The organism is Dorea sp. AM58-8 (assembly GCF_003464045.1).
Lineage (GTDB): Bacteria > Bacillota > Clostridia > Lachnospirales > Lachnospiraceae > Claveliimonas > Claveliimonas ammoniilytica.
In genome coordinates, this window is record NZ_QSDM01000028.1 from 1 (window position 1) to 21,266 (window position 21,266).

General features: G+C 34.8%; 19 protein-coding genes. 17 read left to right on the forward strand and 2 right to left on the reverse strand.

The window, feature by feature from the left end:
- Positions 1-88: 88 nt before the first annotated feature.
- Both DXA18_RS14045 and DXA18_RS14050 read right to left on the reverse strand, forming a co-directional pair.
- Positions 89-829 (reverse strand): NTP transferase domain-containing protein, encoded by a 741-nt coding sequence (locus tag DXA18_RS14045; RefSeq protein ID WP_118384422.1) that lies wholly within the window; start codon positions 827-829, stop codon positions 89-91.
- A gap of 12 nt (positions 830-841) precedes the next feature.
- The gene (locus DXA18_RS14050; protein WP_118384423.1) at positions 842-2,611 is read right to left on the reverse strand and encodes an NTP transferase domain-containing protein; all 1,770 of its coding nucleotides are present in this window, start codon (positions 2,609-2,611) and stop codon (positions 842-844) included.
- 202 nt (positions 2,612-2,813) lie between these two features.
- On the opposite strand from DXA18_RS14050, the gene DXA18_RS17730 reads away from it, so the two are divergent.
- From DXA18_RS17730 to DXA18_RS14135, 17 genes are all read left to right on the forward strand, one after another.
- Entirely contained in the window at positions 2,814-3,092 is a 279-nt protein-coding gene (locus DXA18_RS17730) for an acyltransferase family protein (protein WP_118384424.1), read from the forward strand.
- Positions 3,093-3,144: 52 nt separating this feature from the next.
- Entirely contained in the window at positions 3,145-3,858 is a 714-nt protein-coding gene (locus DXA18_RS14060) for an acyltransferase family protein (protein WP_330424613.1), read from the forward strand.
- A gap of 22 nt (positions 3,859-3,880) precedes the next feature.
- Positions 3,881-4,753 (forward strand): LicD family protein, encoded by an 873-nt coding sequence (locus tag DXA18_RS14065; RefSeq protein WP_118384426.1) that lies wholly within the window; start codon positions 3,881-3,883, stop codon positions 4,751-4,753.
- Between the two features lie 73 nt (positions 4,754-4,826).
- The gene (locus tag DXA18_RS14070) at positions 4,827-5,885 is read left to right on the forward strand and encodes a glycosyltransferase (protein WP_278337077.1); all 1,059 of its coding nucleotides are present in this window, start codon (positions 4,827-4,829) and stop codon (positions 5,883-5,885) included.
- A gap of 27 nt (positions 5,886-5,912) precedes the next feature.
- On the forward strand, positions 5,913-6,791 hold the full coding sequence (locus DXA18_RS14075) for a glycosyltransferase family 2 protein (protein WP_158567157.1): 879 nt from the start codon (positions 5,913-5,915) through the stop codon (positions 6,789-6,791).
- 12 nt (positions 6,792-6,803) lie between these two features.
- A complete protein-coding gene (locus DXA18_RS14080; protein WP_118384429.1) occupies positions 6,804-8,072 on the forward strand; it encodes a lipopolysaccharide biosynthesis protein in 1,269 nt (422 codons plus the stop codon).
- Positions 8,065-9,210, forward strand: coding sequence for a glycosyltransferase family 4 protein (locus DXA18_RS14085; protein ID WP_118384430.1), 1,146 nt, complete (start codon positions 8,065-8,067; stop codon positions 9,208-9,210). Before DXA18_RS14080 ends, DXA18_RS14085 begins: the two co-directional genes overlap by 8 nt.
- 2 nt (positions 9,211-9,212) lie before the next feature.
- Complete coding sequence (locus tag DXA18_RS14090; protein ID WP_118384431.1) at positions 9,213-9,905, forward strand: glycosyltransferase family 2 protein; 693 nt, start codon at positions 9,213-9,215, stop codon at positions 9,903-9,905.
- Between the two features lie 12 nt (positions 9,906-9,917).
- Complete coding sequence (locus DXA18_RS14095) at positions 9,918-10,253, forward strand: DUF2304 domain-containing protein (RefSeq protein WP_118384432.1); 336 nt, start codon at positions 9,918-9,920, stop codon at positions 10,251-10,253.
- Between the two features lie 29 nt (positions 10,254-10,282).
- On the forward strand, positions 10,283-12,268 hold the full coding sequence (locus tag DXA18_RS14100) for a DUF2142 domain-containing protein (protein WP_118384433.1): 1,986 nt from the start codon (positions 10,283-10,285) through the stop codon (positions 12,266-12,268).
- A 39-nt stretch (positions 12,269-12,307) separates the two neighbouring features.
- Positions 12,308-14,752, forward strand: coding sequence for a glycosyltransferase family 2 protein (locus tag DXA18_RS14105; RefSeq protein WP_118384434.1), 2,445 nt, complete (start codon positions 12,308-12,310; stop codon positions 14,750-14,752).
- Positions 14,753-14,776: 24 nt separating this feature from the next.
- Complete coding sequence (locus DXA18_RS14110) at positions 14,777-15,553, forward strand: ABC transporter permease (RefSeq protein ID WP_118384435.1); 777 nt, start codon at positions 14,777-14,779, stop codon at positions 15,551-15,553.
- Between the two features lie 12 nt (positions 15,554-15,565).
- Positions 15,566-16,303 (forward strand): ABC transporter ATP-binding protein, encoded by a 738-nt coding sequence (locus tag DXA18_RS14115; RefSeq protein ID WP_118384436.1) that lies wholly within the window; start codon positions 15,566-15,568, stop codon positions 16,301-16,303.
- Positions 16,304-16,322: 19 nt separating this feature from the next.
- Positions 16,323-16,922: a hypothetical protein gene (locus DXA18_RS14120; protein WP_118384437.1), complete on the forward strand. Its 600-nt coding sequence runs from the start codon at positions 16,323-16,325 to the stop codon at positions 16,920-16,922.
- A 96-nt stretch (positions 16,923-17,018) separates the two neighbouring features.
- Positions 17,019-18,206, forward strand: a complete 1,188-nt coding sequence (locus DXA18_RS14125) for a glycosyltransferase (RefSeq protein ID WP_118384438.1) — start codon at positions 17,019-17,021, stop codon at positions 18,204-18,206.
- An 87-nt stretch (positions 18,207-18,293) separates the two neighbouring features.
- Positions 18,294-19,964, forward strand: coding sequence for an AAA family ATPase (locus tag DXA18_RS14130; RefSeq protein ID WP_243007145.1), 1,671 nt, complete (start codon positions 18,294-18,296; stop codon positions 19,962-19,964).
- An 8-nt stretch (positions 19,965-19,972) separates the two neighbouring features.
- Positions 19,973-21,160, forward strand: a complete 1,188-nt coding sequence (locus tag DXA18_RS14135) for a MerR family transcriptional regulator (protein ID WP_118384440.1) — start codon at positions 19,973-19,975, stop codon at positions 21,158-21,160.
- Positions 21,161-21,266 lie beyond the last annotated feature (106 nt).

Sequence of the window (21,266 nt, forward strand, 5' to 3'; positions counted from 1 at the left end):
TTACCTGATTAGGTGTTGTGTCTATATTTGATTTTCAAACCACCGAAAGATGGTTTATTTGCTATGCCCTTTATTTCTTAGTTGTCTTCTACTTATTTGTTTCAAACTTGTTTCCTCCATTCAGATAACGTTCGTATTTGGAATCGATAGCGGCTAATTCCTGCAGGTTGTCAATTTCTATGATGTCATTCTCATGCATTGTCTGGATACCAAGCTGGTAATCATTCGGATGACAAAACAGTGCGACATCATCCCAGTATATTTGAGTGTTCTTTTTTTCTTCAAATTCCAGTTCCAGATGTTTTTTTAGTTTGCGCCCGTCCTCTTTATTCCATCGGGAAATGCTGTATAATTGCCAGCCATGTGATCCACCGGTTCGGCTACAGGAAGTAACAATATTATCGGATAAAGTGAGCAACCATTCATCGGTTGGGGTATCTGTCCAAATACAGTTATATCCTGATCTTTCGAATTTCGGATGTAAGATCTGTGGATTATATATGATCTGATCACCATCTAATATGATGACATCCTCCAGATGCTCGCGGGCAACATACAAGGATGAAATATTATTGCAGGTATCATAATAAGGATTTTCTAAGATTTTTACTCCAGGATATTGTTCTTCCAGTATATAAAACTGTTCTTTTAAATATCCAACAACGATATATATTTCATAGATTCCGTTTTGGTGCAATCCTTCTATAACAGTGTCAATCATACGTGTTCCGTTTACAGATACCAGTGGCTTAGGTGTGGTTAAAGTTACTGGCTGCATTCGTTTGCCGAGTCCGGCAGCCATAATGATGGATCTTTTTACTTTATACATGGTGTATTCTCCTTATAATAAATTTCTATCGATGCATTCTTTTTTTGCCAGTCGTGAATATTCTTTGGCGTAGCGATATTGCTTTAATGAATACTCGCCAAAATCAACACCAAGATTACGTTTGTATTCACACCAGTTACTCCAAAGAAGACCGGCTACCGCAACATAGCAGTATATTTTAATACGAGTCGTATCCGGGCAGTTCCCATTAAAGTAAATATCAATTAACTGATCAATCTGTTCCCTGGTATAGAATGCGTAGATACTGAACATTGCTATATCGACATGTGGATCCTGCATTCCGGCATATTCCCAATCTATCAGACGAATGTCTTCATTCCCGGATGAATCTGTGCAGAATAAAAAGTTATCAGGTACAGCATCGATATGTGTCAATACTTCATCAGCAGCGTATTTGTCAATGTAGTTTTTGAGTGCAAATACTTCTGCCTTTGTTTTCTGATAGTCTCTATAAACAGAAGCTTTTCCTTCCCATAGTGTTTCGTAGAAATCTATTTGTCCGAATAAATCAAAACGATGGTTTACTTTTAATTTTAAATCATGGAAAGATCGCAGCTTTTTCATACATTTGGTTATATCTTCAGTTGATAATGGATCACAAACACGGGCATTATCTAAAAAACGTGTGAGTTTATATCCATTTTCAGGATTGATATATTCAATATCATCGCAGATATGTTTATCTTGAATTGTTTGATAAACGGCTGCTTCATTTCTTCGGTTGATCAACTGATCGGTTCCTTCGCCAGGAATACGCATGATATGTTTGATCCCCTGATAGTCAAAGAGGAAAGATCGATTGGTCATTCCTTTTTTCAAGACTGTAATGTTACAGATGTCTTCCTGGTTTCCGTTAAGAGCATCTGCAGCTATCTGCAAGATGTCCGATTGTAAATGATTAGAATGCTCATCAAGTTCTCGTAATTGTTCGTAAGTATTTATTTCAACTGTATTTGAGCCAGATGCGATTCTGGCTGGAATTATCATACGGTTGTGATCGTATAATGCCTCTTCCCAAAAGCAACCATCATATCGGGCGTCATCATCTAAAGACGATAATCTCTGCTGAATATATGAAGAATCATTTTCAGAAAGATATGAAATACCGATCATCGCATTGCCGACAGCTGTTTTAGAAATAGCGGTTAGTTCCATTTTTCGATTAACACGTACAGAACTTTCGTTAGTTTGTGTATCACTCACCATATACCATGAATACAGCTCGTGTGTGTGAAATGGATTATCTTTGCACCAGATATCACAAGGAATGATATAGGAATTCTTCAAATATTCTGATGCAAGATTGAGAGAATGCAGATTGTTTTTTGAAGCATAGTCTGCATTTACAATCAATGTAACATCATATTCATCAATCAGGTATTCATACTGTTCTTTCATGAATCCTACTACAATGTAGATATTATGAATATTGGCTTCGTGCAGTTGCCTGATAATACGTTCGATTAAAGCTTCGCCGTGTATTTCCAGCAATCCTTTTGGCGTTTCCGTGTTAATTGGAACCATTCTCATTCCAAAACCCGCAGCGAGTATAATGGCATTCTGTGGAACAGAATGCTTATATAATGCGATTGCTTTATCCGTAGGCTGCATGGAAGAAGTGAGATAGCCATCAGATGTAAGCTTCTTGATGGAACGATTCACAATACCAAGAGAATGACCGGAGCAATCGGCTAATGAACGTTGTGTTGGATTTGTTGTAGTAAAAATTGCGTTCAAAATATCATATTCTTGAATGTTCATGTACTTAACACCTCCAAATTATATGAACATATACATATATTATAGTTTGAAGTAGTAAATGTCAAGTAGAAAGTAAAAGCGGATGGTAGAATGGAAACTTCTGAATGGCTAGACATTGAGTGATATTATGCGAACTTTACTAATGATATTAAATATGATATACTAAAAAACAAATTAAGTTAAAACAAAAATAGGAAATAATATGAAAAATAAAAAAATATATTTAGAATTTATACGTATAGTTGCGTGCTTTTTTGTAATCGTAAATCATACAGTTTCATATGTCTTTTGGGATTATGTACCCGGAGGGAAAACCTGGTGTGTAAGTGTTTTCTCATTTTTTTTGTGTAAATTTTCGGTGCCGGTATTTCTGATGATATCAGGCATTGTGTTATTGGGCAAAGAAGATTCATATGGAAAACTGTTTAAACGTATAAAGAAAATAGTCATTATTATAATAATGTCATCGATGTTATATTAATGAATGTATTAGATTACATACGAAATTCGGATTTTTGACATTTGTACAAAGAATGATAGAAAGACCTTTTAGCAATTGCTTGTGGTACTTATATATGTATTTAGGAATTTTGTTGATATTACCAGTATTACAAAAAATGACAAAGCATATGACAAAGAGAGATTATGAATATATATTGATAAGTGGTTTCTTTATATTAAGTGTATGCCCGGTTATTGCACATTGCATGGGGAAAAATGGAGTGAGCTCATTGGTGACAGGGTCAATGTTGGGTGTATATGTGTTAATGGTAATTTTAGGATATTATTTAGAAAAATATATTTGTGTAAAAGAAACGATGATAAAATGGTTATTGCTGATTGTTATCGGTGAAACATGCGTTAATGTGGCTTTAAGTTATCATGAATGGAGAGTCTTAATTGATAATAACAAATTGACATCACCAAATGATTATTTATTTTATAGTAATCAGGAATATATTAATGTGCTTATATTATCGATATGCGTGTTTCTTTTGTTGAAAAGTATATGGATAAAATATGAATACAAGTTTAGTGCAAATGTAAAAAAGATAGTGAGTTATATTGGTGGACTCACGCTTGGAATATATGTAATGGGAGATTTTTGGATAGAAATGTTTTTGCCGCTGTATTATAGAGGTTGTGCCAGATTACATCCTATGATTTGTGTTGTGATACTTCAGGCTTTTGTTTTTATAGTCGGAATGATAGTAACGATGATTTTAAAAAGGATATGTAAAAAATGATATGAAAGTAAGGTGATTTATTATGTTACAAAATATAAAAAGAAATACAGAATATCAACCAGAAATATTGAAACGATTGCATAAGCTTCAATTGGAGATGTTGTGTGATTTGGATTCTATATGTAAAAAATATGATTTGAAATATTTTGCTGTATTTGGTACTGCGTTAGGAGCTGTTCGACATGGCGGATTTATTCCTTGGGATGATGATATTGATGTTGGAATGCTTAGGGAGGATTATGATACTTTTATTCGAGTTGTGGAAAAAGAAATGGGAGATAAATATCAGATTATGACTCCAGAAGTTGATAAAAACTATGCTTGTTGTGTGACGAAATTTCAGCGTAAGGGAACAAGGTTTGTTTCATATTTGAGTGATAAATTGGATTGTGATCAATGTATATTTATAGATATTTTCCCATTTGATTGCATAGCACCAACGTCTCATAAAGCTAAAAATCAACAATTGATAACTTTATTTTTGGATCGACTAATATATTTATGCGGATCTGCACATCCAATTATTCCATATGAAGGAATGAAGCATCACATATATGCGGTAATTTGTTGGTGTATTCATTATGTGTTAAAGATTTTTCATTTTTCTCCTAGAGTAATATATAGAATGTTTGTAAAAGAGTGTACAAAGTATAATCATATGAAGTTGAAAAACTATACTTCTTTTGGTGATGGTGCTTCGTTAAAATATCATGCAAAATATAATGAGATTTTTCCGATAAAAGAAATGAAGTATGAAGATATTTCTATACAAATGATGAATAATATAGATGTACATTTAAAAAGGACATATGGAGACTATATGCAATTGCCGCCTAAGGAACAAAGAATAAATCATGCACCATATATTATTGATTTTGGAGAGATACAAGATTAAGAAAGGTTTACAGTAAATAATGTTAAGAGTACTTCAAGTTATCGGAAAAATGGATCGGGCTGGTGCTGAGACAATGTTGATGAATATATATCGACATGTTGATCGATCAAAGGTGCAGTTCGATTTTATGGTATTTACAGACGAAGAAGGAGATTATGATCAGGAAATAAAATCTCTGGGTGGAAAGATTTATCATATGCCTGCATTTAAAGGTTATAATTACTTTAATCTTAAGAAAAGATTTAAACTTTTTTTTAGTAAACATTCGTATGAAATTGTGCATGGACATATTGGTAGTTTGGCGCCTGCATATCTTAAAGTTGCAAAAGAAGAAGGTGCATATACTGTGGCACATAGTCATGCAACGAATTCGACGCGTTTGCTTGAGAGAATTATTTTTGAAATATTTGCTCACAAAGTTCGATATATAGGTAATTATTTTTTTGCGTGTTCTAAACAAGCAGGAGTAGATCGTTTTGGGAAAGAGGTTGTATCTTCAAATAGATTTCAGGTAATTAACAATGCTATTGATTGTGAAAAATATCGATATGATAAAGAAAAACATGAACAATTAAAAAAACAATTCGGTTTTGAGGAAAGAACTATTTTAGGACATGTAGGGAGGTTTTCGCCGGAAAAAAATCATAGATTTATTATTGAAGTGTTAAAAAAAATGTGTGATGTCGATGATAAGATATTGTTGGTTTTGGTTGGCAGAGGACCTGAGGAAGAGATGGTTAAGCAACTGGTTTATCAGAATAATCTGGAAAAGTATGTGAAGTTTTTGGGAGTAAGGGATGATGTTCCTGATTTAATGAATATGTTTGATGCGTTTATTTTTCCATCGACATATGAAGGTTTGGGAATAGTTGGGATTGAAGCACAAGCGGCGGGGTTGCCGTGTTTCTTTTCGGATGCGATACCGGAAGAAGCAATTATCACACCAGATGTAACTTGTATTCCGTTGTCAAAATCAAGTGATGAATGGGCAAGGATAATTGAGGGAAAAATACAAAAATATCAGAGAAAAGATAATTATAGCTATATCATGGATGCAAATTATGATATAAAGCAGGTGGCAAAAAATATAGAAGAATTTTATTTAGAAAAAAGAAAGGAAATGCATGTTTAGTAGTGAAGCCTCATGCAAATATATATAATGATGAAAAAAAGAATGACAGTTTTTACTCCAACATATAATCGTGCATATATTTTGCCAAAATTATATGATAGTTTGTGCCAACAAACGGTTAAAAGTTTTGAATGGTTGATTGTGGATGATGGATCAGTTGATAATACACAAGAACTTGTAGAAAAATGGATTGAAGAAAAAAAGATTGAAATTCGTTATTTTAAACAAGCGAATGGTGGAAAGCAAAGAGCGCATAATTTGGGAGTTGAGAAAAGTAAAGAAGAAATATTTGTTTGTGTGGATTCGGATGACTATGTTCTGCCTGAATTTGTAGAAAAACAATTGGAATATTTTGAAAGATACAATATGGATGCTTCAATTGCTGGAATTATTTCGTTGCAAGGACATCCAGATGGAACGCCAATGGGAACCTTTTTCCCAGCTGATTTGAAAATAACAAGATTAACAGATTTATATGGGAAATTAAAATTTAAGGGTGATGCCACGTTGGCATATTATACAAATATCTTACGAAAATATCCTTTTTGGGTTGCGGAAGGCGAAAAATTTATGGGAGAGGGATATGTCTATTATCAGATCGATCAGAAATATAAAATGGCAGTATTACCTGAAATATTAATGATTAAAGAGTATTTGAATGATGGATATACCAAAAATGTTCGTAAATTGGCAAAAAATAATCCTAAAAGTTATGCTGAATTAAAAAGACAAACAATAGAATATTCTGAAACATGGAAAGATAGATATTCACAAACAATACTTTATATGGTAGGCTGTAGGATGGCTCGACAAAAAGCAATAAGAAGGGCACCATATCGAGTGTTAGCAATATTAGCTTATTTTCCTGCTTGGATTGCATGGCTGCTCTTTTATAAAAATGCGTAAAGGATAAATAGAATGAAAAATATTAATAGTACTCCAACTGGAAAAGAAATTTTTGTGTGGAATATAGTGGGAAGTATGGCTAGTTCTTTGCTTTCAGTGGTAACATTAATGCTTGTTACACGGATGTTATCAGGGGAAAAAGCTGATATATTCAGTATTGCGTGGTCAATTTCGCAATTAATGGCAACTATAGGTACATTTCAAATACGAACTTATCAGGCTACTGATGTGACAGAAGTATTTAAGTTTGGACAATATTTATGGTTTAGAATGATATCTAATGTTGTAATGATGTTATGTAGTGCTGGGTATGTCATAGTTAAACATTATAGTGTGTATAAAGCTTCAATTGTATTGATTATTTGTTTGTTTCGTGCAGTGGATGGATTTGCAGATATTTATGAAGGATATTTTCAACAAAAAGAAAGACTTGATTTGGTTGGAAAAGCATGTACATATCGAATTGTAATAGGTGTTAGCGGATTTGCACTTAGCTTATTCCTTTGGCATGATTTGATGATTTCGTGTATAATATTATTGCTTGCTTACGTGGTTAGTTTTGTGATATTTAATATACGTTATTCAGTTACAGTGAAATGTTTTAACGTAAAAGAGGCATGGAATAAAAATATAATCTGGATTTGGAAATTGATCAAAGAAGGCGCGCCTATTTTTATTAATGCATTTTTAATGATGGCTATTACAAATGCACCTAAAATGAAGATTGACTCAGCAATCGCAGCTGGGCAGTTGGGAAACGGAATTCAAACTATTTTCAGCGTTTTATTTATGCCTGCATCTGTTTTGACGCTAGCATATATTGTATTTCGTCCGTTGTTGACTAAAATGGCTATAGAATGGGCTTGTGGAAGAAAACAAGGATTTCTTAAAATTGTTAAAATAATTTTTTTGTGTTTAATTGTTATGGCTGTATTATTGATGCTGGGAAGTTTTCTGCTTGGAATTCCGGTGTTATCAATACTTTATGCTCTTGATTTGGAACGGTATCGTAATGAATTATTGATAATGGTTGCGGGCGGATGCTTTTGCACATTTTCTTATGTATTAGATAATGCATTGGTTGTAATTAGACGGCAGTATTTGCTTGTGTGTTCATATGTGATATCGTGGGTATATGTGAAGCTTGTTGTAGCTGAAATGGTAAATAGATGGGAGTTAATGGGGGCGGCTATGGCATATGCAACCAGTATGATCGTATTTTTTGCAGTTACATTAGTAATATTTATGATTTGCTTGAAAAAGGAAAAGAATAATGAATAAAAAATATTGTATATTTGCGGCTCAGTTTTTGCCACATATGGGTGGAATTGAAAATTATACGTATAATATTTCCAAAGAATTAATAAAAAGAGGAAACGAAGTCGCTATTGTTACTAACAATACTACTGGAAGTCCTTTGCGAGAAGAACTGGACGGAATTAAAGTGTTGAGATTTCCGTGCTATAATTTGATTAACGGGCGTTTCCCGGTTATGAAGTTGAATAAGGATTTTTGGAAAATACATCGCTATCTTAAAAACCATGATTATGATATCGTAGTGATTAACGCACGTTTTTACCTTCATTCTATATATGCAGCTTTATATGCAAAGAAGAAGCATATAAAGAGTATTTGTATAGAACATGGAACCAGCCATTTGTCGGTACATAATAAAGTATTGGATTTTGTTGGTGGGGTCTATGAACATTTTCATACTGGAATATTGAAAAAAATTTGTAAACATTATTATGGAGTATCAGAGGCGTGTCGTGAGTGGTCTGCACATTTTGGAATTCAATCGGAAGGTGTACTGTACAATGCGGTAGATTTGAATAAAATAGAACGTTTGAAAGAAAACTGTAACAGAGATTTTAGAAGGGAATTTTTAATAAAAGAAGATGATCAGGTTATAGTATTTACAGGAAGATTGTTAAAAGAGAAGGGGATATATGAACTAATTGAAGCAGTCGAACAATTTAATAAAACACATAAACCTGTGTATTTGATGATTGCTGGTGAAGGTGAAGAAAAAGAGTATGTTGAATCACATAAATCAGAATATATTATCCCGTTAGGGCGGTTACAATTTCAAGATGTAATTGCTTTATTAGAACAATCTGATATTTTTTGCTTGCCCTCTGTATCGGAGGGGCTGTCTACTTCTGCTTTGGAAGCAGCTGCATGTAAGTGTTATGTTATAACTACCGAACGGGGTGGTACAAAAGAACTTGTTATAGATGAGGATCATGGAATTGTAATGAGAGATAATTCTGTAAATAATATCTATAAAGCAATTGAAAAAGTAACATCCGATGAAGAGTTAAGAAAAAAAGGACAAGATTTGTGTTACAATAGATTGAAAAATAAGTTCACATGGGAACATACAACAGATAATTTAGAGAGGATTATTAAAAAGTAATTATGAAAAAGTTGATTATTATTCCTGCATATAATGAAGAAAGTAATATAGAAAAAACAGTTACAGCTATACAGGAAAATGCACAAGGTTTTGATTATGTGATTATAAATGATTGTTCGACAGATCATACACGTCAGATATGTGAAGATAAAGGATATAATATAGTAAATTTGCCTATCAATTTAGGAATAGGCGGAGCCGTTCAAACTGGGTACAAGTATGCATTGAGACATGACTATGATGTGGCTGTACAGGTTGACGGTGACGGACAGCATGATCCAGAATTTCTTGGTGTTATGGCAGAACATTTATTTAATAATGATTTGGACATGGTAATAGGATCAAGATTTATTGAAAAAGAAGGATTTCAGTCATCGCAATTGAGGAGAGTTGGAATTGTATTTTTTTCAAAATTGATTACAATTCTTACCGGTACAAAAATTACAGATCCAACATCAGGACTTCGTATGATTGGACGTAACGTGATGGCATTATTTGCTACTGATTATCCAAGAGATTATCCAGAGCCGGAAAGTGTAGTGGCAGTGTTGAGAAGAAAAATGAAGGTGGAAGAGATACCTGTTATTATGAAAGAAAGAACAGGAGGAGTCTCTTCTATTTCTATGAAAAAATCAGTATATTATATGATTAAAGTGACTCTCGCAATTTTAATTGAACGTATAAGAAAGTATTAAAAGGTGGACAAGATGAATATAAGAATTCAAATTATAATAGGAATAGCGGTTATATTAGCACTGTGTGTGATAATCAATATGATTAGAAACAAAAGATTAGAATTAAGATATGCATTGGCTTGGTTGATTGTTGGGGGAGGCATTTTTATTTTAGATTGTTTTCCGCAATTGATTACATGGATGGCGAGAAAGCTTGGAATAGCGAGTCCGATTAATATGCTGTTTTTCCTAGGGTTTTGTTTTTCGCTGATGATTATATTTGTTTTGACAGTTGCGGTGTCGAGGGCATCTATCAGAATTAAAGAATTAGCGCAGGAATTGGCATTGTATGAAAAGGGAAAAAAGTAAAGAAATTGTATTGAGAAAAGGATGAAGGAATGCTAAATAAATATATAGATAAAATAAAAAAAGGCTATAGTGGAAATAAATTATTTGTATTGATAATTGTTATATGGTGTATATTAGGCATTTCGATGTATTTTGCGTATAGATTTGAATGGAATGATAGTATTCATACGCCGCACAAAGTAGAAGTGGTAGGAGCAGAAGAATCGAAAGGTAAAATAGAAATAAAGCAAAATGATATTGTTGAACAGAAAATAGAAATTCAGACGAATGAAATAGATGGAATTTCGTTAAGATTAGGGAATACTGGAAATGAAGAGGCTCATGCACATGTTGAATTATACGATGAAATGGAACAACTTTTGAAATCGTGGGAATGGAATTCGAAGGAAGGATCTCAAGGAGAGTATTATAATTTTCTGTTAGATAAGAGTATAGCAGGAGTAAAAGGGAAAAAATATACGATTTTAATACGTGCAGATTTGGTTGGTAAAAGTGGATTGTTTATTCCGGCTGTAGAATATAAAAATAAAAATAATATTAAGTGTTCTGTTAACGGTACAGAGATACAGCAGACAGTTGTGGGATACAATTTGTTAAATGGAACACATGAAGGATTAAAATATTTTTATATTGCATTATTTCTTGGATTTTTTGGGTGCATGGCATTAGTTATATTATTGAATGTGAAGCGTGTGAATATAGAAAAATACTTTGTTTGTGCGGCATTGTTAATTGGAACGCTGTATATGTTTGTTTTGGCTCCATTTTCAGTGCCAGACGAACCAGCACATTTTGCTACAGCATATGCACAGAGCAGTATAATATTAGGCGAGAAAACATTAGATGAAAAGGGAAATGTTTTAATGAATAGTAGTTTGTGGCGACAGACTACAGATATAACAAAAGATAGCTACGTAAAAGAAGTGGATGGTATGCTTCATCCAGAAGAAGATAAACATATAATATCAACTCGAACGATGTTAAATGCAACGGTCGGATATATTCCACAAGTTATTGGATTGGTTGTAGCTAGATTTTTGAAGTTGTCAAGTATTCAAATTATTATGGCGGGCAGATTTATGGCACTCATTTTTTACTGCATATGTATGTATTGGGTGCTTAAGAATATTCCTGTATATAGAGAAATGTTTTGTGTGATTGGATTGTTTCCAATTACATTACAACAAGTGGTGTCCTATAGTTATGATTCAATATTAATAGATGCTTGTTTTGTGTTGAGTGCATTGCTAATATCAAAAATGGCTCTACCTTCAAAAATTAAAATTAGCGATATAATTATCATGGCATGTGCAATAGTAATTATTACATCATTGAAATTTATCTATTTACCAATTTTAGGATTAGCACTTTTGATTCCGGCAGAACGATTTGGTGGAAAGAAACAGAAAAAACTTATGGCTGGTAGTACTGTGCTTTTTAGCGTGGTGATTTTTTTGGGAACCAGAATGATGACTGTTTTGGATTCTTTGGGAACAGGTGAAAGTGCTGTAGATAGCTCAGTTGGAAAAATCTCCTTAATGTATTGTTTGAAGAATCCGTTGATAAGCATAGGGCTTCTTTGGCGTACCTTTGAACGTTCTACATCAGATTATTTGGGGCAGATGATATCAACGCCTTTAGGATGGTTGAATTTTAATATACCGAATATCATATTGATTACATTTATTATAATAGTGTTACTTTGTATATTAATTGAAGATAAACGGAAGGATTGCATAAAAAATAGTGTTAGATATATGAGTGGAGCGATTTTTGCGTTTGTATCGTTACTGGTAATGGTTTCTTTGCTCTTTAGTTGGACATCAATTGGAAGTAAAACAATACAGGGAATACAGGGAAGATATTTTCTGCCGGTATTACCAGTTGGAGGTCTTGCAATTTCGACAGGCCTTGTTAAGGTGAAAAAAAGTATATGTCCATATTTAATGATGATAGCAATATATCTTAATTGTTGGACATTATATTTTGTGACATTACAGGCAATTGCAAAATAGTAGCTTTAGAGTATTAGCAGAAGAATAAGGAGAATAAGGATGCTTAACAAATTTTTTGTGAGTGGCTATCGATTTCATGTTTATAATAAGCGTATATTGTTGATCAAGGGAGAATTTAGAAATAATGATAAGGGTAATGAAAAATTATTTGTTACGCTTGATGATGAAAAGCTTCAGGTGAAGATTGAAGAACATGAATTGCCCATTCCGGTTACGCAAAATGATAATTTGATAACAAAACAGTACTATCTTTGGATTAAACTTCCGGGAAATTGGAAAGAGATGAAAAAGTTACGTATTGTTCAGTGTGGTTTGGGTGAAAAGAAGATAATTAGAACGTTTTCAATCAGAACTATACAGAAATTGTATAGAAAAATTCCACATAATATTGATCAGATGCGAGTAATTGATCAGGGAATAAGAATCAAGGGATGGTATATTGATACAGGAGATACTAGGTTAGAGTTTGAAAAGCATAATAAACCGATAAAAGCAGAGGTTCATCAGGTTCGACGAGTAGATGTTGTGAATGCATTTCCAGAGTGTAAAAAAGAAAATGCTATAGGATTTGAAGCAATTCTGCCGTGTAATAAGACCGATGTTGTTAAAGTGAAAGTCATTTCTCTTGATCGTAATGACTTTTCAAAGGTATATATGGATGAGAATTCTATCTTTAATAAAATATCTCAAACAGGAGAATTGTTGAAAAAAACAAATAATACATTTCATCAATATGGAATTGCTAAGACGCTAGAAAAAGCACAAAGGAAGATATTGAAGAAAGATATTATTCCATATGAAGGTTGGCTGAAGCTTCGCACTCCGAAAAAGGGAGAATTGAACAGACAGAAGAATGAGAAGTTTTCATACATGCCGAAGGTGTCTATTGTTGTGCCTTTATATAAGACACAGAAAAAATATCTGGTTCAGTTAATTGAATCTGTTATGGCTCAGACATATGGCAATTGGGAATTGTGCCTGTCAGATGGAAGTGGAGCGGAGTCACCAATTGAAGGAGTATTAAAAACATATGAAAAGAAAGATTCGCGTATCAGAGTAGTTTATAATAAAAAACCACTGCAGATATCGGAGAATACAAATGCAGCGTTGGACATCGCTACTGGCGATTTTATTGCATTTTCAGATCATGATGATTTACTGACACCAGATGCATTATATGAGTGTGTGAAAGCAATCAATCAAAATCCGGAAGTTGAGATGATATATACTGATGAAGACAAGATCAGCATGAATGGAAGAGAGCATTTTGAACCGCATTTTAAGACAGATTTTAATATTGATATGCTGAGAAGTGTCAATTATATCTGTCATTTATGTGTGGTGAAAAGATCACTCTATGAGAATGTAGGAAAGCTTAATTCGGATTTTGATGGTGCGCAGGACTATGATTTTGTGCTTCGTTGTGTAGAACAGACAAAGAATATTGTACATATTCCTAAAATTCTGTATCATTGGAGAGCGCACAAAGACTCTACTGCTGAAAATCCAGAAAGTAAGAATTATGCGTTTGAAGCAGGAAAAAGAGCGATAGAAGCACACATTGAACGACTTGGAATTTCGGCTGAAGTGACCAGCAGAGCAGAAAAAGGGTTTTACCGGGTTAAATATGAGTTGCAGGATAAACCGTTAGTTTCAGTGATTATTCCAACTAAGGATCATATCGAAGATCTGGATAAATGTTTGCAGTCTCTGGAAAAAGTGAACACTTACGATAATATGGAGTATATTATTGTTGAAAATAACAGTGAAAAAGAAGAGACATTCGAATATTATGATCGAATCCAAAAGGAGATTCCAAAGGCTAAGGTTGTCTATTGGAAAGAGCAGGGATTTAATTATCCATCTATTAATAACATGGGAGTGGATAATTCGAAAGGAGAATACTTGCTGTTCCTGAATAATGATACAGAAATTGTGAATCCAGATTGTATCAGTGAGTTGCTCAGCCAGTGTCAGAGATCGGAAGTGGGTGCAGTAGGAGCCAGATTGTATTATGAAGATGGTACAATTCAGCATGCCGGAGTTATTATTGGAATGGGCGGTGTGGCAGGTCATGCGTTTGTGGGATTTGAACATGATGATCTTGGCTATTTTGCCCGTATTGTACTTGTACAGGATTACAGTGCGGTGACAGCGGCATGTATGATGGTGAAACGTAATGTCTTTGAGAAAGTAGGAAGATTTGATGAAGGGTATGCAGTTGCATTTAATGATGTCGATTTGTGCTTGAAAATACGGGAAGCAGGATATTTAATTGTTTATGATCCATATGCCGAATTAAATCATTATGAATCAAAATCAAGAGGATATGAAGATACAGAAGAAAAGGTGGCACGCTTCAATTCAGAAGTGGATCGATTCCAGAAGCGGTGGAAAGATGTATTGCAGAAGGGAGATCCATTTTACAGTCCTAATTTGACTCTGGATAAAAACGATTTCAGTTTGACAATTGATGTAAGATAGGAAAATATACAAGGAGGCGTTGGAGTGTCGACATATATACAAAATTTTAAAAAGTTTCAACCATTATTAAATGAATTGATAATGCGCGATATTAAGACGAAATATAGAAAATCTATACTGGGTGTTTTTTGGACGATTTTAAATCCATTATTTATGATGGTGGTATTGTCAGTAGTATTTTCTAATATGTTTAAATTTGATGTGGAATACTTTCCAGTGTATCTGCTCAGTGGTCAGTTGATTTTTAATTTTTTTAATGAAGCAACCACAAATGCTATGGGAGCAATTGTCGCGAATGGACCATTGATTAAAAAGATATATGTTCCTAAATATATGTTTGTACTGTCGCGTATTTTTTCTAGCTCAATTAATCTGTTGGCATCTTTTACAGCGATGATTTTTGTAATGCTTGCTATGCGGGTGGAACTTCATTATACAGTGCTCTTAGCGCCAATACCATTGATTTTTATTGTGTTCTTTTCTTTAGGCGTCGGGCTGATTCTATCAGCGATTACAGTTAAATTCCGAGATATTATGCATCTGTATTCGGTATTCGTTACAGCGTTGATGTATCTGACACCGGTTATTTACCCGATGTCAATTTTGCCAGAATGGTTGAAGAAGATTGTGTTATTGAATCCGATCACCAATATTCTGATGATGTTTAGAGATGTTATGCTGAATAATATGTTGCCAAGTATTGGCTCGATTTTGTTGGCAGCAGTTGAAACAGCAATGGTAATGGTAATTGGATTGTATGTATTCTACAAACGTCAGGATACATTTATCTTGGATATATAGGAGAAAAGAAGAATGGATAATACAGACATTATCAGTGTGGATCAGGTGTCTATGCGTTTTGCACTTGCATCTGAAAAAGTGGACAGTTTAAAAGAATATTTTATCAAAACACTGAAAAGCCAGATTTCTACCAATGAATTTTGGGCGTTGAAAGATGTGTCTTTTAGTATTAAGCGAGGAGATGCACTGGGACTGATCGGATTGAACGGTAGTGGTAAAAGTACGATGCTGAAGATTATTGCGGGTGTGCTGAAGCCGACCAAAGGTTCTGTGGCTGTACGTGGTGAGGTTGCACCGTTGATTGAACTTGGAGCTGGATTTGACTTTGATTTGACTGCAGGTGAAAATATTTTCCTTAATGGAGCTCTTATGGGTAGATCCCATGAGGAAATGGAAGCGCATTACGAAGAAATTATAGAATTTTCAGAATTACGTGATTTCATCGATGTTCCGGTTAAAAATTTCTCTTCTGGTATGGTTTCAAGACTGGCATTTGCGATTGCAACAATAGGTACACCGGATATTCTGATTTGTGATGAAGTTCTTTCAGTTGGAGATTTTCGTTTCCAGGAAAAATGTCAGAGAAGGATTCAGGAGATGTTGGACAAGGGAACTACATTGCTTTTTGTATCTCACAGTATTGATCAGGTCGAAGAATTATGCAATAAAGTTGTTTGGTTGGAAAAAGGTAATGTGCGAATGTTTGGCGATTGTAAAAAAATTGCTGAGATATACAGAACGTCATATTAGAATATAAGGAGCGCAGGAAATGAAGAAGAAATTAGGCTGGATTATTTTTGCGGTTGTTCTGATAGCCTTTACATGTGTGTATGCTATTGTGGATAAGAATAATGCCATATATGATAGAACAGTGGATACCAGTAAGTATGTTGCACTTGGACTGGAACAGGGTGAGACGGTATCTCAGAGTTTTACTTCGAAAGAGGATAAGCTAGATGGTATCAATATAAAAATGTCTGTATCAGGGCAGGCAAATGAAAAGAAAATTAGTTATCTTCTGAAAGATGAAGATGATAAAAAAGTAGCATCCGGAAGTGTATCATTAGAAAAGATCAAAGCAGGCAAATTTTTTACACTGAAGTTTGATGAACTTACAGGATGTAAAGGAAAGACATATACATTTGAACTGACGGCCGAACAGTGCGAAAAGGATGCACAGATAATCGTGTATGCGGTTCCAGGAGCGGATAAAGAAGTACCTCTTGAGGTAAAAGGAGAAAAAGCAGAAGGTGTGATGGTATTGCGAACTATAACACATCGATTTGATATAGAGACTTTTGTCGTTACAGCAATATTCATTCTTTATGTGATTTTATTTATCAGATGGTTGAGTAAAGTGTTTAAGTAATTATTGGGGGCTAAAGATACTTCCCGTTTCTGTTTTAGAAAACCGGGAATTGTTATATAATGAAAAAAAGAATGTACGCTGTATGGGAGGTGCATTATGCCGAAAGTGAGTGTATTATTATCTAATTATAATGGTGATAAGCATTTGGACGAATCTATTTCCAGTGTGTTAAGCCAAACTTATAAAGACTTTGAATTTATTATAGTTGATGATGCATCAACAGATTCATCGAGGAAAGTTATTGAAAATTATCATGATAAAAGAATAAAAAAATATTATGCAGAGAAAAACCGAAATATTGCGTATTCGTTAAATTTAGCGCTTTCAATGGCATCCGGAGAATATATTGCAAGGATTGACAGTGATGATGTTTGGGAGTTAAATAAATTGGAAATCCAAGTGCAGTACATGGAAAACCATTCTGAATGCGGGGCATGCTTTACGAAAGTTAATATTATTGATGAATATTCAAATATAGCAAATGATATGTATGATGAATATTTTCAGTTGTTTAACAGTGCGGAGAATAAATCACAGAGAGAATGGTTGCGCTTTTTCTTTTATCAAGGGAATTGTTTGTGTCATCCATCAGTAGTGATTCGAAGAAATGTTTTAGAACATGTGGGTGGATACTATCATTTGGCATATGTTCCGGCAGAGGACTATGAATTGTGGACAAGAATCGTGATGAAGTATCCGATTCATATATTGGAAGAAAAGCTCGTGCGATACAGATGGGAAGAAACGGTAAACAAAATTAGTGGGAAAACTGATGGGAGAATATACGCATTCCCTAATATAATGATGCTGACAAGAAAAAGAATTATGGAGAATATTGACAATGAAGATCTTGTCAGATATTTTAAAGAAGACTTCATAAATCCTGAATCAGAAAGTCAGGAAGAACTCGAGTGTGAGAAGGCTCATATACTACTTCGATGTTCAGGAGATAATGCAAATTTTCTTGGGTTGGAAAAGTATGAGGAACTTTTGGACAATGAAAAAATGTTAAAGGTATTGGAAGAAAAAATGGAATTTTCCCTGTCGGAATACTACAAAGAATATCGTACAAGAAATTTTGATTTATTAGGGGAACTGGAAAAAGCGAAGGGTGATATCAGGCATTTAAAAGCTGACGTGGAAGAAAAGCAAAAAGCAATAGAAAATAAACAGAGAGAAGTAGAGCAGTTACAATTTCTTGTCGATGAAGTGATGTCTTCGACATCGTGGAAAGTAACCAGTCCACTGAGGAGAGTTACGAGAACATTAAAAAGAAGAAAATAGTGTTGGATTGTATTCCCGTTTTTTTGTTGTGGAAAGCCGGGAGATATTTTATAATAAAATATATGTGCAGTGTGGAGGTGAAAAGTGATGCAGTATAATATCCCAATTGGAATTTCAGAATTTGAAAAAATCAGGAAAAATGACTATTACTATGTGGATAAGACAGATCTGATTCAGACGTTACTGAAGACAGAACCTGCAGAGATTACACTTTTTACAAGACCTCGCAGATTTGGAAAGACGCTTGTGATGAGTATGTTGGCATCTTTCTTTGACATTCGAAGAGAAAACAGAGATTTGTTTAAAGGCTTGAAGGTTGCAAAGGATCAGAAGTTGTGTCAAGGATGGATGAATCAATGGCCTGTGATTTTCCTGAGTTTTAAGGACGTAGGCGGAGAATGCTTCGAAGACGCGTATGGATTGTTGCAGTCTGTTATTTCGCAGCTGTATGTGGAACATACATACTTGGAAGAGAGTATGAAAATTGATGAATCCTATAAAGACATCTTTGGTAGATTGAAACGCAGACAGGGGAATAAAACAGATGTGCAGATCTCCCTTCGGGTATTGATGCGTATGATGCAGATATATTACGGAAAACAGGTGATTCTGCTTATTGATGAATATGATGTGCCGATGGCAAAAGCAGGAAATAAGGCGTATTACAATGAGATGCTGGACGTGATCGGCACTATGATGAGTCAGGCGCTGAAGGATAATACAGCACTTAAATTTTCTGTAATCACAGGATGTCTGCGTATTTCTAAAGAAAGTATTTTCACGGGTACTAATAATTTTATGGCAGATACAATTGCGGATGAAAGATTCAGTAATTATTTTGGATTTACCAATGAAGAGGTACAAAGGCTTCTGGAGGATACCGGAAATATTAAGTATCAGGGTCAGATTAAAAAGTGGTATGATGGATACTGTTTTGGAAAGACGGAGATTTACTGTCCGTGGGATGTGTTGTGTTATCTGAATAAACTGGCATTTGAATCAGAAAGTGAACCGGAGAATTTCTGGGAAAATACGAGTCATAATGATATTATTCGTACATTTTTGTCTTGCGAAGGCATGGATGTGACGGATTCTTTTGAGAGACTTCTTGCCGGTGAAACAATAGAAGTTGAAATCACAGATAATCTGACATATGAGAATTTGACGGATTCGGAAGAAAATCTGTGGAGCGTATTATATCTGACCGGATATCTGACCAAGGATAACAGACAGCCATTGCAGGGAAAGTCGAAGGTTTTTTTGAAAATCCCAAATGCAGAGATTATGGATATTTTCAGAAAAAGTGTAGTGCGCTGGTTTGATGAACGGATAGCAGTTCGGGACAGAAGCAGCTTGTTTAAAGCTTTGTGGAATGAAGATGTCAGTAGCTTATCAGAACTGATATCAGATCTTTTGTTTGAAACGATCAGTTATCATGATTACGCAGAAAGTTTCTATCATGCATTTTTAGCAGGATTATTTACAAATGCAGGATATATAGTAGAGTCTAATTATGAAAGTGGTCTGGGTAGACCGGATCTGGTAATAAAAAATAAGAAAAAACGCCAGGCAGTTATTATAGAAATTAAGATTGCTGATAGTATGCAGAGTTTGCAGAAGTCGGCAGAAAAGGCAATGGATCAGATAGACGATATGCGGTATGCAGATGGTATCTCTGCGCAGGGATATCAGAAGGTGATAAAATACGGAGCATCATTTTATCAAAAGAACTGTCTGATCAGCAAAAGTGAAGTATAAAGGTGACAATGAAAAAACCAGGTTATTATTCTTCTGGGGAGTTTGCTCGCATGGCGGGTGTAACGCTTCGGACAATACGATATTATGATAAACAGAATATATTAAAGCCATCTTTGGTAAGTGAGGCAGGAGCCAGGTTTTATACGGAAGAGGACTTTGCAAGGCTTCAGCAGATATTGCTTCTTAAGTACCTGGGATTCTCATTGGATGATATTCGAGAAATGACGATTGACGATGTGGATTATCATTTTCTTCTGAATTCACTGGGGATTCAGTTAAAGCTTGTGAAGGACAGGCTGGAACAGATGCAGCTGGTTGAGCAGGCAATTCAGGATACGATGGATGTGATCCAGACGGAACGGACGGTAGACTGGAGCAATATGTTGAATTTGATCCATCTAACCGGTATGGAGAAAAGTTTGAAGAACCAGTATCAGGATGCATCGAATATTTCGGCAAGAATTAATCTTCACAGTCTTTATTCGCAGAACACGCAGGGATGGTTTCCGTGGATCTATGAGCAGTTAGATCTGAAGTCTAATATGAAAGTGCTGGAACTTGGCTGCGGTGATGGTGAACTGTGGAAAGAAAATAAGGAGAAGCTGCCAAAACAGATAGAATTGCATCTGACAGATATTTCGGAAGGAATGCTCAGAGATGCCAGACGAGAAATCGGTGTGAGAGATAAACGGTTTTATTTTCAAACGGCGGATGCGTGTAAGATTCCGTATGAGGATGATATGTTCGATGTTGTGACGGCGAATCATGTGTTGTTTTACTGTGAAGATATCGGACGGGTTTGTGGTGAAATACGCCGGGTATTAAAACCGGGCGGGATATTTGTGTGTGGAGCTTATGGCAGCAGTCATATGAAAGAGGTAAGCCAGTTGGTGCAGAAGTTCGATGAGCATATCATATTATCTGCAGAGCATCTGTATGAAAGATTTGGCAAAGAGAATGGGCGTGATATTCTGGATCCTTACTTTGAGCAGATTGAATGGAGACAGTATGAAGATTATCTGGTTGTACCGGAACCGGAGCCGTTGATAGCATATGTGCTTTCTTGTCATGGTAATCAGGGACAGTATCTGCCGAACCGGTACAGCGAATTTCGCAATTATGTGCGGAAGAAGACGAAAGATGGATTTAAGATAACCAAAGATGCAGGAGTGTTTGTGTGTGAGATTAAAAAATAAATCTTAATATTTTCTAAAAAGACTTGAAGGTGACCTAAGGTCACCTTTTATAATGCAATCATAAGATGACAAAAGACTGGGATGTTTGTATCCCACGATCGAAGCA